13 protein-coding genes are annotated in these 12,957 nt (G+C 63.4%); all 13 read left to right on the top strand.

Annotated features, from left to right (window positions below; all coding sequences use genetic code 11):
- Nucleotide 1 precedes the first annotated feature (1 nt).
- The 13 genes from fleR to fliM all read left to right on the top strand — a co-directional run bounded on the left by fleR (nt 2) and on the right by fliM (nt 12,950).
- On the top strand, nt 2-1,411 hold the full coding sequence (fleR, locus tag BTN82_RS07680; RefSeq protein WP_075118557.1) for a sigma-54-dependent response regulator transcription factor FleR: 1,410 nt from the start codon (nt 2-4) through the stop codon (nt 1,409-1,411).
- Nucleotides 1,412-1,538: 127 nt separating this feature from the next.
- Nucleotides 1,539-1,865, top strand: a complete 327-nt coding sequence (gene fliE, locus BTN82_RS07685) for a flagellar hook-basal body complex protein FliE (RefSeq protein ID WP_075118558.1) — start codon at nt 1,539-1,541, stop codon at nt 1,863-1,865.
- 15 nt (nt 1,866-1,880) lie between these two features.
- Complete coding sequence (gene fliF / locus BTN82_RS07690) at nt 1,881-3,668, top strand: flagellar basal-body MS-ring/collar protein FliF (RefSeq protein ID WP_075118559.1); 1,788 nt, start codon at nt 1,881-1,883, stop codon at nt 3,666-3,668.
- On the top strand, nt 3,661-4,680 hold the full coding sequence (gene fliG, locus BTN82_RS07695; RefSeq protein WP_075118560.1) for a flagellar motor switch protein FliG: 1,020 nt from the start codon (nt 3,661-3,663) through the stop codon (nt 4,678-4,680). Before fliF ends, fliG begins: the two co-directional genes overlap by 8 nt.
- Before the next feature lie 9 nt (nt 4,681-4,689).
- Entirely contained in the window at nt 4,690-5,517 is an 828-nt protein-coding gene (gene fliH / locus BTN82_RS07700) for a flagellar assembly protein FliH (protein WP_075118561.1), read from the top strand.
- On the top strand, nt 5,507-6,865 hold the full coding sequence (gene fliI / locus BTN82_RS07705; protein ID WP_075118562.1) for a flagellar protein export ATPase FliI: 1,359 nt from the start codon (nt 5,507-5,509) through the stop codon (nt 6,863-6,865). Before fliH ends, fliI begins: the two co-directional genes overlap by 11 nt.
- Nucleotides 6,866-6,871: 6 nt before the next feature.
- Nucleotides 6,872-7,321, top strand: a complete 450-nt coding sequence (gene fliJ, locus BTN82_RS07710; RefSeq protein WP_075118563.1) for a flagellar export protein FliJ — start codon at nt 6,872-6,874, stop codon at nt 7,319-7,321.
- A gap of 133 nt (nt 7,322-7,454) precedes the next feature.
- Nucleotides 7,455-7,760 carry an STAS domain-containing protein gene (locus BTN82_RS07715; RefSeq protein WP_075118564.1) on the top strand — a complete coding sequence of 102 codons (306 nt, stop codon included), beginning with the start codon at nt 7,455-7,457 and terminating at the stop codon, nt 7,758-7,760.
- A gap of 5 nt (nt 7,761-7,765) precedes the next feature.
- On the top strand, nt 7,766-9,472 hold the full coding sequence (locus BTN82_RS07720) for a fused response regulator/phosphatase (RefSeq protein ID WP_075118964.1): 1,707 nt from the start codon (nt 7,766-7,768) through the stop codon (nt 9,470-9,472).
- A 30-nt stretch (nt 9,473-9,502) separates the two neighbouring features.
- Nucleotides 9,503-9,847 (top strand): Hpt domain-containing protein, encoded by a 345-nt coding sequence (locus BTN82_RS07725; protein ID WP_075118565.1) that lies wholly within the window; start codon nt 9,503-9,505, stop codon nt 9,845-9,847.
- A gap of 108 nt (nt 9,848-9,955) precedes the next feature.
- Nucleotides 9,956-11,296 carry a flagellar hook-length control protein FliK gene (locus tag BTN82_RS07730; RefSeq protein ID WP_075118566.1) on the top strand — a complete coding sequence of 447 codons (1,341 nt, stop codon included), beginning with the start codon at nt 9,956-9,958 and terminating at the stop codon, nt 11,294-11,296.
- Nucleotides 11,297-11,468: 172 nt separating this feature from the next.
- Nucleotides 11,469-11,972, top strand: a complete 504-nt coding sequence (fliL, locus tag BTN82_RS07735; protein WP_075118567.1) for a flagellar basal body-associated protein FliL — start codon at nt 11,469-11,471, stop codon at nt 11,970-11,972.
- 9 nt (nt 11,973-11,981) lie between these two features.
- Complete coding sequence (gene fliM / locus BTN82_RS07740) at nt 11,982-12,950, top strand: flagellar motor switch protein FliM (protein ID WP_075118568.1); 969 nt, start codon at nt 11,982-11,984, stop codon at nt 12,948-12,950.
- The last annotated feature ends 7 nt before the right edge of the window (nt 12,951-12,957 follow it).

The raw sequence follows: 12,957 nt of genomic DNA on the forward strand, positions 1-12,957 counted from the left end.
AATGGCAATCAAGGTTCTACTGGTTGAAGACGATCGCGCATTGCGCGAGGCTCTGGCGGATACGCTGCTGTTGGCCGGTCATGACTACAAGGCGGTCGGCAGCGCGGAAGAGGCGTTGGAGGCGGTGTCTGGCGAGTCGTTCAATCTGGTGGTCAGCGACGTCAATATGCCGGGCATGGACGGGCATCAGTTGTTGGGCCTGTTGCGGGCACGCCAGCCACAGTTGCCAGTCTTGCTGATGACGGCTCACGGCGCGGTCGAGCGTGCGGTCGACGCCATGCGTCAAGGCGCCGCCGATTACCTGGTCAAGCCGTTCGAGCCCAAGGCTCTGCTGGATCTTGTGGCGCGGCATGCCCTGGGTTGCCTGGGGGCGGTGGAAGGCGAGGGGCCTGTGGCATTCGAGCCGGCCAGCGCCCAGTTGCTCGAGTTGGCGGCGCGGGTCGCCCGCAGTGATTCCACGGTGTTGATCTCGGGTGAGTCCGGGACCGGCAAGGAAGTGCTGGCGCGCTACATCCATCAACAGTCGTCGCGAGCCAGCCAGCCGTTTATCGCCATCAACTGCGCGGCGATTCCCGACAACATGCTCGAAGCCACGCTGTTCGGTCATGAGAAAGGGGCCTTTACCGGCGCGATCGCCGCCCAGCCTGGCAAGTTCGAACAGGCGGATGGCGGAACCCTGCTGCTGGACGAGATTTCCGAGATGCCCCTGGGCTTGCAAGCCAAGTTATTGCGAGTGTTGCAGGAGCGCGAAGTTGAGCGGGTAGGGGCGCGTAAGCCGATAACCCTGGATATCCGGGTAGTGGCGACCACCAACCGTGACCTGGCCGGAGAAGTGGCGGCAGGGCGTTTTCGCGAAGACTTGTACTATCGGCTGTCGGTATTCCCCCTGGCTTGGCGCCCGCTGCGTGAGCGCACCGCCGATATTCTGCCGCTGGCCGAGCGCTTGCTAGGCAAGCACGTCAATAAAATGAAGCATGCGGCGGCACGTCTGTCCGCCGAGGCGCAGGCGTGCCTGCTCGCCTATCCGTGGCCGGGTAACGTGCGCGAGCTGGACAACGCCATTCAACGAGCGCTGATCCTGCAGCAGGGAGGCCTGATCCAGCCGGAAGATTTCTGCCTGGGCGGGGCGCTGGCTTGTGCGCCGCTGCCGGTCATGGCACCCGTTGTGGCGCTGCCTGTGCGCGGTGTTCCGGTGGAGGTCGAGGCGCTGCCGGCGGATTCGGCGGGGGGCTTGGGCGACGATTTGCGGCGCCGAGAGTTCCAGATGATCATCGATACCCTGCGGGCCGAGCGCGGCCGGCGCAAGGAGGCTGCCGAGCGCCTGGGGATCAGCCCGCGGACCTTGCGCTACAAGTTGGCGCAGATGCGCGATGCCGGAATGGATGTAGAGGCTTATCTTTTTGCAACATGAATCGTTTAACACTGGACCCGTGCCGGCTTTTGTTCGGCGTCGCCGTGGAGCTGGCACCCTTGTTGCTAACACTCAGTAACCGCTGCGTGAGTGTCAAAAAATTGCGGGTCGTCAGAGAGAGTAGACCATGAGCCAAGGTATTGAATTTAATCGGTTGATGTTGGACATGCGGGCCATGCAGATGGACGCCATGGCTCAGCCGAAATCGGCCGCTGTGCCGCAAGTGAGCGGCAGCAGTTTTTCCGACATGCTTGGGCAGGCGGTGAACAAGGTCAACGACACTCAGCAAGCCTCCAGCCAACTGTCCAGCGCCTTTGAAATTGGCAAGAGCGGCGTCGACCTGACCGACGTGATGATTGCCTCGCAGAAGGCCAGCGTGTCCTTCCAGGCATTGACCCAGGTACGCAACAAGCTGGTTCAGGCGTACCAAGACATCATGCAGATGCCGGTTTAAGGACGAGATTGAGTCATGGCAGAAGCAGTCGCCGATAACGTTCCGGCCAAGGCCGCTCCGACAGAAGGCAAGTCGCCGCTGTTCGGTTTGTCCTTTCTGGAAAACCTCTCCGAGATGACCATGTTGCGTCAGGTCGGCCTCATGGTCGGTCTGGCTGCCAGCGTGGCGATTGGTTTTGCCGTGGTGTTGTGGTCCCAGCAACCCGACTATCGTCCGTTGTACGGCAGCCTTGCCGGCATGGACGCCAAGCAGGTCATGGACACCCTGGCCTCCGCCGATATTCCCTACACCGTCGAACCCAACTCCGGCGCCTTGCTGGTCAAGGCCGACGACCTGCCACGCGCGCGCCTCAAATTGGCCGCTGCCGGCGTGGCTCCGGGGGACGGCAACATCGGTTTCGAAATTCTCGATAAAGAGCAGGGCCTGGGCACCAGTCAGTTTATGGAAGCGACCCGTTACCGTCGCGGCCTGGAAGGCGAGTTGGCGCGGACCATTTCCAGCTTGAACAACGTCAAGGGCGCACGTGTGCACCTGGCGATTCCGAAGAGTTCGGTGTTCGTGCGCGATGAGCGCAAGCCCAGTGCTTCGGTACTGGTCGAGCTGTATTCCGGGCGTTCGCTGGAGCCGGGCCAGGTGGTGGCCATCGTCAATTTGGTGGCGACCAGCGTTCCAGAGCTGAGCAAGTCGCAGATCACCGTGGTCGACCAGAAAGGCAACCTGCTGTCCGATCAGGCGGAGAACTCCGCGTTGACCATGGCCGGCAAGCAGTTCGATTACAGCCGTCGCATGGAAAGCATGCTGACTCAGCGGGTGCATAACATCCTGCAACCGATTCTGGGCAACGATCGCTACAAGGCCGAAGTCTCCGCCGATGTGGATTTCAGTGCGGTCGAGTCGACGTCCGAACAGTTCAACCCCGATCAGCCGGCCTTGCGCAGCGAGCAGTCGGTCAACGAACAACGCTCCAGCAGCCTGGGCCCGCAAGGCGTTCCCGGCGCCCTGAGCAACCAGCCGCCGTCGCCGGCCAGCGCGCCGCAGACCACCGGTGGCGCTACCGCTGCCGCCGGCATGGTGCAGCCTGGCCAACCGCTGCTGGATGCCAACGGCCAGCAGATCATGGACCCGGCCACCGGTCAGCCGATGCTCGCGCCGTACCCTAACGACAAGCGTCAACAATCCACCAAGAACTTCGAGCTGGACCGTTCCATCAGCCACACCAAGCAACAGCAAGGGCGCTTGAGCCGGCTGTCGGTCGCGGTGGTGGTTGACGATCAGGTCAAGGTCAACCCGGCCAACGGCGAAACCAGCCGCGCGCCGTGGAGCGCCGACGAATTGGCGCGCTTCACCCGCCTGGTCCAGGATGCCGTGGGTTTCGACGCCAGTCGTGGCGACAGCGTCAGTGTGATCAACGTGCCGTTCTCGGCCGATCGCGGTGAAGTGATCGCCGACATTCCGTTCTATTCGCAACCCTGGTTCTGGGACATCGTGAAACAGGTCCTGGGTGTGTTGTTTATCCTGGTCCTGGTGTTCGGCGTCTTGCGTCCGGTGCTCAACAACATCACCGGCGGCGGCAAGGGCAAGCAACTGGCGGGGCTCGGCAGCGATGTCGAACTCGGCGGCATGGGCGGGCTGGATGGCGAGCTGGCCAACGACCGCGTCAGCCTCGGCGGTCCGCAAAGTATCCTGCTGCCTAGCCCGAGCGAAGGCTATGACGCACAGTTGAACGCAATCAAGAGTCTGGTGGCAGAAGATCCGGGCCGAGTGGCCCAGGTCGTGAAAGAGTGGATTAACGCAGATGAGTGACAATCGAGCCGCTACCGCCAAACTGACCCGGGTCGACAAGGCCGCGATTCTGCTGCTGTCCCTGGGGTCTACCGATGCCGCGCAGGTGCTGCGCCACATGGGCCCCAAAGAGGTCCAGCGGGTGGGCGTGGCCATGGCGCAGATGGGCAACGTGCATCGCGAGCAGGTCGAGCAGGTGATGAGCGAGTTCGTCGACATCGTCGGCGATCAGACCGGTCTTGGCGTGGGCTCCGACGACTATGTGCGCAAGATGCTCACCCAGGCCCTGGGCGAGGACAAGGCCAACGGCCTGATCGATCGCATCCTGCTGGGCGGCAACACCAGCGGCCTGGATAGTCTGAAATGGATGGAGCCGCGCGCGGTGGCGGACGTGATCCGTTACGAGCACCCGCAGATCCAGGCCATCGTCGTGGCCTACCTAGACCCGGACCAGGCCGGCGAAGTGCTCGGCAACTTCGACCACAAGGCGCGCCTGGACATCATCCTGCGGGTTTCCTCGCTCAACACCGTGCAGCCGGCCGCCCTGAAAGAACTCAACCAGATTCTCGAGAAACAGTTCGCCGGCAACTCCAACGCTTCGCGTACCACCCTGGGCGGTATCAAGCGCGCCGCCGATATCATGAACTTCCTCGACAGTTCGATCGAAGGCCAGTTGATGGACTCGATCCGCGAAGTCGACGAAGACCTGTCCGGTCAGATCGAAGACCTCATGTTCGTGTTCAACAACCTTGCCGATGTCGACGACCGCGGCATCCAGGCGCTGCTGCGCGAGGTGTCTTCCGATGTGCTGGTCCTGGCCCTCAAGGGTTCGGACGAAGGCGTCAAGGAAAAGATCTTCAAGAACATGTCCAAGCGTGCGGCCGAACTGTTGCGCGACGATCTCGAGGCCAAGGGGCCGGTCCGCGTCAGCGATGTCGAAGTTGCACAGAAGGAAATCCTCACCATTGCCCGCCGTATGGCCGAAGCCGGAGAAATCGTTCTCGGCGGGAAGGGCGGCGAAGAAATGATCTAAGGCCGCTTTATGTCGTCCAGCAGTGATGAGCCCCACAGCGAACTGATTCGCGCTCGGGACGTCGGTGGTTTCGACGTCTGGGCATTGCCCAGTTTCGACCCGCATGTGCCCGAGCCAGAGCCCGAGCTGGAACCGGTTGAAGAACCACCGGCGGAAATCGAGGAGGTGCCGCTGGCGGAAGTCCGGCCGCTGACCCTCGAAGAGGTCGAGAGCATTCGCCAGGATGCCTATAACGAAGGTTTTGCCACGGGCGAAAAAGAAGGTTTCCACAGCACCACGTTGAAGGTGCGCCAGGAGGCCGAGGTGGCCTTGAGCGCCAGGCTGGCGCCGCTGGAGACGCTGCTGGGCAATCTGTTCGAGCCGATTGCCGAGCAGGATACACAGATCGAAAAAGCCTTGGTCAATCTGGTCCGGCACATGGCGCGCCAGGTGATCCAGCGCGAGCTGAGCATCGACTCCAGCCAGATCGAGCATGTCATGCGCGAAGCCCTCAAGCTGCTGCCGCTGGGCGTGGGTAACGTGCGGCTGTACATCAATCCGCAGGATTTCGCCCAGGTCAAAAGCCTGCGCGAGCGCCATGAGGAAAGCTGGCGCATCGTCGAGGACGAAGCCCTGTTGCCGGGCGGTTGCCGGGTCGAGACCGAGCACAGTCGTATCGACGCGACCATGGAAACCCGGATCGCCAAGATCATGGACAAACTTTCCGACCAGCTTCACGAACAGGCGCTGCATCCCGCTGAACCGGACCTGAGCGTCGAGTTGGGCGCGGCCGCGGACAAGCCGGCCCCGGATGTCGACCCCCTCGGCGTTGCGCCGGACCTTGACGATGCGCCTTGACCGCACCAGTTTCGGCAAGCGCCTGAGCAGCTACGCCGAAGCCACCGAACTGCCGGGCCAGCCGATCCTCGAGGGCCGCCTGCTGCGCATGGTCGGCCTGACCCTGGAAGCCGAAGGCCTGCGTGCGGCGATGGGCAGCCGTTGCCTGGTGATCAACGACGACAGTTACCACCCGGTGCAGGTCGAGGCCGAAGTCATGGGCTTCTCCGGCAGCAAGGTATTCCTGATGCCGGTCGGCAGCGTTGCGGGCATCGCGCCCGGTGCCCGGGTGGTGCCGTTGGCCGACACCGGCCGCCTGCCGATGGGCATGGGCATGCTCGGGCGGGTGCTCGACGGCGCCGGTCGGGCGCTGGACGGCAAGGGCGGGATGAAGGCCGAGGACTGGGTGCCGATGGACGGCCCAGTCATCAACCCGCTCAAGCGCGACCCCATCAGCCAGCCGCTGGACGTGGGCATTCGCTGTATCAACGGATTATTGACGGTAGGCCGCGGCCAGCGTCTCGGCCTGTTCGCCGGTACCGGCGTGGGCAAGAGTGTGCTCCTGGGCATGATGACCCGCTTTACCGAGGCCGACATCATCGTGGTCGGGCTGATCGGCGAACGGGGGCGCGAGGTCAAGGAATTCATCGAGCACATCCTCGGCGAGGAGGGGCTCAAGCGCTCTGTGGTAGTGGCTTCGCCGGCGGACGACGCGCCATTGATGCGTCTGCGCGCGGCCATGTATTGCACGCGCATCGCCGAGTATTTTCGCGACAAGGGCAAGAATGTCCTGTTGCTGATGGATTCCCTGACCCGTTTCGCCCAGGCCCAGCGGGAAATCGCCCTGGCCATCGGCGAGCCGCCGGCGACCAAGGGCTATCCGCCGTCGGTCTTCGCCAAGCTGCCGAAGCTGGTGGAGCGGGCGGGTAACGCCGAGGCGGGCGGCGGTTCGATCACTGCGTTCTATACCGTGTTGTCCGAAGGCGACGACCAGCAGGATCCGATCGCCGACTCGGCGCGCGGCGTGCTCGACGGGCATATCGTGCTGTCGCGACGTCTGGCGGAAGAGGGGCACTACCCGGCCATCGATATCGAGGCGTCCATCAGCCGGGTCATGCCGGCGGTGGTCACCCCGGACCACATGACCCGCGCGCAGTATTTCAAGCAGCTGTGGTCGCGCTACCAGCAGGCGCGCGACCTGATCAGCGTCGGCGCCTATGTCCCGGGCGGCGATCGCGAAACCGACACGGCCATCTCGTTGCAACCCTCGATGGTCGCGTACCTGCGCCAGGGGCTCAACGACAGCATCAGCCTGGGCGAAAGCGAAGCCCATCTGGAGATGGTTTTCGCCCCGGCGCCGGGCGGTTAATCGTCCATGGCCAACAGCCGTGCCGCGCGCCTGGCGCCTGTGGTCGAAATGGCCGAAAGCGCCGAGCGTACCGCAGCCCAGCGCCTGGGGCATTTCCAGGGGCAGGTGCGCCTGGCGGAAAGCAAGCTGGGCGACCTGGAGCGGTTTCGCGGCGAATACCAGCAACAGTGGATCGAGCGCGGCAGTGGCGGCGTTTCCGGCCAGTGGCTGATGAACTACCAGCACTTTCTCAATCAGCTGGAAACCGCTGTGGGGCAACAGCGGCAAAGCCTGGCCTGGCACCAGAACAACCTCAATCGTGCCCGGGACACCTGGCAGCAGGCCTATGCCCGGGTCGAGGGGTTGCGCAAGCTGGTGCAGCGCTACATCGACGAGGCGCGCCAGCTGGAAGACAAGCGCGAGCAGAAGCTGCTCGATGAGCTGTCCCAGCGCCTGCCACGCCAGGATCCTTACTGATCGTCACCCCGTTCGTCGCCGCCTCGCGCTCGCCGCCTCGCGCTCGCCGGCAACGCTTCGGCGGTTCGGGTTGCCCGGGCTTGTACGGAGTGCTAAACCTTGTACAGATTGCCATTCACAAGGACGCGATATCATGTCAGTCGTTACTGAAGTATCACCGGACGGGCAAAAGCTGACGATTTCGATCAAGGGGCGTTTCGATTTCGGCCGGCACCAGGAGTTTCGCGAGTCTTACGAGCGGCTCAACAAACGCCCCGACTCCATCGTCGTGGACCTGAAGGACGCCACCTACCTCGACAGCTCGGCCCTGGGCATGCTGTTGTTGCTGCGCGATCACGCCGGCGGCGACGATTCCGACGTACGGGTGATCAACAGCAATTCCGACGTGCGCAAGATCCTCGCCATTTCCAATTTCGACAAACTGTTCGATATCAGTTGATCGGCATGCAGTCGATGGCGACGCCTTTGTGTGTGTTGATCGCCGAGGACGGTGCGAGCGACCGCATGCTGCTGTCGAGCATCGTCCGTCGCCAGGGCCACGAAGTGCTGACGGCCAGCGATGGCGCCGAGGCCGTGGAACTGTTCGCCAGGCAGCGTCCGCACTTGGTGCTGATGGACGCGATGATGCCGGTGATGGACGGTTTCGAAGCCGCCCGGCAGATCAAGCAACTGGCCGGCGAGTCGCTGGTGCCGATCATTTTCCTCACCTCGCTCACCGAGAGCGAGGCGTTGGCGCGCTGCCTGGAGGCCGGTGGTGACGACTTCCTGGCCAAACCCTATAGCCCGGTGATCCTGGCTGCCAAGATCAAGGCCATGGATCGATTGCGGCGCTTGCAGGAAACCGTGCTGCAACAGCGTGACCAGATCACCCAGCATCATGACTATCTGCTCAACGAGCAGCGGGTGGCCAAGGCGGTCTTCGACAAGGTGGCGCATTCCGGCTGCCTGAGCGCGCCGAATATCCGTTACCTGCAATCGCCGTACGCGCTGTTCAACGGCGATCTGCTCTTGGCCGCGTTCACCCCGGCGGGCGACATGCACGTCCTGCTGGGGGATTTCACCGGCCATGGATTGCCCGCGGCCGTGGGGGCGATGCCCCTGGCCGAGGTGTTCTACGGCATGACGGCGAAGGGCTATGGGCTGCCGGAAACGCTGCGCGAGATGAATGCCAAGCTCAAGCGGATCCTGCCAGTGGACATGTTCTGCTGCGCGACGCTGTTGTGCCTGAGCTTCCAGCGGCGGGCGGTGGAGGTCTGGAACGGCGGCATGCCGGACGGTTACCTGCATCGCCTGGCGAGCGGTGAGCGAGTGCCGCTGGTGGCGCGCCATTTGCCGTTGGGGGTGCTGGGCGCCGAGGCGTTCGACGACCGCACCGAAGTCTTGCCCATGGTTCCGGGCGACCGGGTTTTCCTGTTGTCCGATGGGGTGATCGAGACCTGCGACGCCAATGAGCAGTTGTTCGGCGTCCAGCGCCTGCAGCAAGTGTTTGCCGCCAATCGCGAGCCGGATCTGTTGTTCGAGGAGATCCAGCAGGCCCTGGGCGAGTTTCGTGGCCAGGCGCGGGACGATGTGAGCATGGTCGAGGTCAGCCTGCTCGAGGCCAGGGAATTGACGCCGCCGGCGCCGGTGTACTCCGACAGCGGACAATCCTGCCCGTTGGACTGGTCGGTGAACTTCGAATATCGCGCCGCCACCCTCAAGCGCTTCAATCCCTTGCCTTATCTGTTGCAGCTGTTGCTCGAAGTGCATGGCCTGCGGGCGCAGAGCGGGGCGCTTTACAGTGTGCTGGCCGAGCTCTACTCCAATGCCCTGGAGCATGGGGTACTGGGCCTGGATTCGAGTCTCAAGCGCGATGCCCAGGGGTTTTCCCGTTATTACCGGGAGCGTGCCGCAAGGCTTGAGCAACTGCAGGATGGTTTTGTCCGGGTGCGCCTGCAGGTGGAGCCTCAAGGTGCTGGCGGGCGGCTGCTGATCCGCGTCGAAGACAGCGGTAACGGCTTCGATGTCGGGCGGGTCCTGGAACGGCCGGTGGATACCGATTGCCTCTCTGGGCGGGGAGTCAGTCTGATCCGCCAGCTCAGCCGGCGGGCCAGTTGGTCTGACGACGGTCGCAGCGCTTGCGTGGAGTTTTCCTGGGAGCCTCTGGCATAATTCGCCGATTCTTGATCAAGGAGTGAGCAAGTGGCTGAGATTCATCTGGATCACGATGTGCTGAGCGCATTGCAGGAAGTCATGGAGGATGAGTATCCACTGTTGCTCGACACCTTCCTTTGCGACTCCGAAGAGCGTTTGCGCCAGTTGCACAAGGTCGACGATCCCCGTCAACTTGTCGCCACCGCCCACAGTTTCAAGGGCAGCAGCAGCAATATGGGCGCGATTCGCCTGGCCGAGCTGTGCCATCAGTTGGAACAGCGTGCCAAGGATTCGTCGTTGCGGGGGATTGAGCAGTTGGTGGGCGAGATCGATGGCGAGTTCGCCATTGTCCGGCAGCTGTGCGAGCAGGAGCGTCAGCGTTTTCATTGCTGAAGCCTGCCGCGATCGACGCTTTTTTCTCTGAGTCGGCAAAGCTGGCTCGACCCTTGCAGTCAAGTCTCCCAACTGTACCTACGATCCCAGTGCAGCGGAGACCGTTTCATGCCCCTTACCCCGAACATGCTGCTTCAGGCCGCTTCCCAGGCCAAGACTCCCGCGGCTTCCGCTACCCCCCAGGCCAGCGCTGCCGAGCCCGGGGACAAAGGCGCGAGCTTTGCCCGGGTGTTCGCCAAGGAAGCGTCGGGCAAGCCGCTGATTGCTGCCAACAGCCCGCTCAAACCGGCCCGCGACAAAGGCGCCGACGCCCCTGCCAAGGTGGATCAGGGCAAGGACAAAGCTGCCGCCCCCGCGCCGGCGGTTGCCGATAGCGGCAAAACCTTGCCTGCCGACAAGGCGGCAAGCAGCGACGACAAGGTTGCCGATGACGACAGCACCCGCAGCGATCAGCCGCTGGCCGACGGCACGGTTGTCGATCCGTCCGTCGATCCGGCGCTGATGCAGGCGACCCAGCCAGTGCCGTTGCCGGTCGAACCGGCAGCCGCCGCGCCGGAGCCAGCGCCGCAAGCGCAGCCGGTGGTCGCGGTGCTGGCCAATACCGCGGCCGCGGTGCCGGTCGATCCCGAGTTCGATCCCGAAGCCGACCCGCTGGATTCGCTGCCGGTGGTGCGCCTGGCCATGGAGCAGGGCGGCCATGTCTCGGCTTCCAGCCAGACGCCGAACAAGACCGCGCCGACGCTGGTGGCTGACGACGGACCAACTTCGGCGCAGACCTTCGCCAGCGGCATGGCCAACATGCTGGACCTGCAGGTGGACAAGGACAGCACCGATCAGGGCGGCGAAAAGGCCTTTGGCGGTTTGCTCGACGACGGTCTCAAGGACCTCAAGGGTGCTGCCAGCGATACCCGGGTCGATGATTTCGCCAACCGCCTGGCGGCCCTGACCCAGGCGGCGACGCCCAAGACTGCCAACGCGATCCCGGTGAACCAGCCGCTGGCGATGCACCAGAGCGGCTGGACCGAAGAGGTGGTGAATCGGGTCATGTACCTGTCGGCCGTCAATCTGAAGTCGGCCGATATCCAGTTGCAGCCGGCCGAGTTGGGGCGCCTGGACATCCGCGTGAACATGGTGCCGGACCAGCAGACCCAGGTGACGTTCATGAGTGCTCATGCCGGCGTGCGTGAAGCGCTCGAGGGGCAGATGTACCGCTTGCGCGACATGTTCCAGCAACAAGGCATGGGGCAGGTGGACGTCAATGTCTCCGACCAGCGCAACTGGCAGGGTGGCCAGGAGCAGGCTCAGCAAGGGCAGCAGCGCAGCAGCGCCAGTACCAGCGGCGGGCGCCTGGACAGCAGCCTGGATGAAGAGCTGCCGCAGGGCGTCGCCGAAGTCGCCTCCGGCAGCCCGACGGTGATTGGTTCCAGCGCCGTCGACTATTACGCCTGACCCTCCAGGGGGCGTGTTGAAAAGAAGATCGCCAGTCGTGTGACGCCGCGGATGGCGATCTTTTACCTTGTGCCCCGAAATGCCTTCCTTCGGTTCCAGACAAATCTGGCATAACACTTGCTCTTGCCTTGCCGTGCGACTGTGAAAACCTGATTAGTGACGGATTATTGGCATGGCGAAGAGCGAAGCAGCAGAGAAAACCCCCGCCGGGAAAGGCAAACTCAAGCTTATCCTCCTGATTGTCCTGGCCTTGGTGCTGGCGATCGGTGTGTCGGTCGGGGCAACCTGGTACTTCATGCACAGCAGTGCCCCGAGCAAGCCTGCCGAAGCGCCCGAGGCCGCGAGCAACGTCAAGCCGGCGGCTATCTATGAGCCCATGGCGCCGGCCTTCGTCGCCAACTACACGCAGAACGGCCGCCAGCGCTACATGCAGGTGAGCATCACCCTGCTGGCGCGCAACCAGGCCGACCTGGATGCGCTGAAAGTGCATATGCCGGTGATCCGCAACAACCTGGTCATGCTGTTCTCCGGCCAGAGCTTCGACACCCTGGCGACCCCGGTCGGCCAGGAAATGCTGCGTCAGAAGGCCACCGCCAGCGTGCAGGAAGTGGCGCAGAAAGAGGTCGGCAAGGTGGTGGTCGAGCAGTTGCTCTTTACTAACTTCGTACTGCAGTAGGAACACGACATGGCCGTGCAGGACCTGCTGTCCCAGGATGAGATCGACGCGCTGCTGCATGGCGTCGATGACGGTCTGGTACAGACCGAACACGCCGCCGAGCCCGGCAGCGTCAAAAGCTATGACTTGACCAGCCAGGATCGCATCGTCCGCGGACGCATGCCGACCCTGGAGATGATCAACGAACGTTTTGCCCGCTACACCCGCATCAGCATGTTCAACATGCTGCGCCGTTCGGCGGACGTGGCGGTGGGCGGCGTACAGGTAATGAAGTTCGGCGAATACGTGCACTCGCTGTACGTGCCGACCAGCCTCAACCTGGTGAAGATCAAGCCGCTGCGCGGTACCGCGTTGTTCATCCTCGACGCCAAGCTGGTGTTCAAGCTGGTGGACAACTTCTTCGGCGGCGACGGTCGTCACGCGAAGATCGAAGGCCGTGAGTTCACCCCCACCGAACTGCGCGTGGTACGCATGGTGCTGGAGCAGGCCTTCGTCGACCTGAAGGAAGCCTGGCAGGCGATCATGGAGGTCAACTTCGAGTACATAAACTCCGAAGTCAACCCGGCCATGGCCAACATCGTCGGGCCTAGCGAGGCGATCGTGGTCTCGACTTTCCATATCGAGCTCGACGGTGGCGGCGGCGACCTGCACGTGACCATGCCGTACTCGATGATCGAGCCGATCCGCGAAATGCTCGACGCTGGCTTCCAGTCCGACCTGGACGACCAGGACGAGCGCTGGAGCAAGGCTCTGCGCGAAGACCTGCTGGACGTGGCGGTGCCGCTGAACGCCACGGTCGCGCGCCGACAGCTGCGCCTGCGGGACATCCTGCACATGCAGCCTGGCGATGTGATCCCGGTGGAGTTGCCGGAAGACATGATCATGCGCGCCAACGGCGTGCCGTCGTTCAAGGTCAAGCTCGGTTCGCACAAGGGCAACCTGGCCCTGCAAGTGATCGAGCCGATCGAGCGCCGTTGAGCGGCGT

Source organism: Pseudomonas chlororaphis (assembly GCF_001921865.1).
GTDB lineage: Bacteria > Pseudomonadota > Gammaproteobacteria > Pseudomonadales > Pseudomonadaceae > Aquipseudomonas > Aquipseudomonas chlororaphis_D.

Bases quoted from the DNA above. Each gene is read 5' to 3' on its own strand.
- fleR (WP_075118557.1), top strand. From the start codon at position 2: ATGGCAATCAAGGTTCTACTGGTTGAAGACGATCGCGCATTGCGCGAG.
- fliE (WP_075118558.1), top strand. From the start codon at position 1,539: ATGAGCCAAGGTATTGAATTTAATCGGTTGATGTTGGACATGCGGGCC.
- fliF (WP_075118559.1), top strand. From the start codon at position 1,881: ATGGCAGAAGCAGTCGCCGATAACGTTCCGGCCAAGGCCGCTCCGACA.
- fliG (WP_075118560.1), top strand. From the start codon at position 3,661: ATGAGTGACAATCGAGCCGCTACCGCCAAACTGACCCGGGTCGACAAG.
- fliH (WP_075118561.1), top strand. From the start codon at position 4,690: ATGTCGTCCAGCAGTGATGAGCCCCACAGCGAACTGATTCGCGCTCGG.
- fliI (WP_075118562.1), top strand. From the start codon at position 5,507: ATGCGCCTTGACCGCACCAGTTTCGGCAAGCGCCTGAGCAGCTACGCC.
- fliJ (WP_075118563.1), top strand. From the start codon at position 6,872: ATGGCCAACAGCCGTGCCGCGCGCCTGGCGCCTGTGGTCGAAATGGCC.
- BTN82_RS07715 (WP_075118564.1), top strand. From the start codon at position 7,455: ATGTCAGTCGTTACTGAAGTATCACCGGACGGGCAAAAGCTGACGATT.
- BTN82_RS07720 (WP_075118964.1), top strand. From the start codon at position 7,766: ATGCAGTCGATGGCGACGCCTTTGTGTGTGTTGATCGCCGAGGACGGT.
- BTN82_RS07730 (WP_075118566.1), top strand. From the start codon at position 9,956: ATGCCCCTTACCCCGAACATGCTGCTTCAGGCCGCTTCCCAGGCCAAG.
- fliL (WP_075118567.1), top strand. From the start codon at position 11,469: ATGGCGAAGAGCGAAGCAGCAGAGAAAACCCCCGCCGGGAAAGGCAAA.
- fliM (WP_075118568.1), top strand. From the start codon at position 11,982: ATGGCCGTGCAGGACCTGCTGTCCCAGGATGAGATCGACGCGCTGCTG.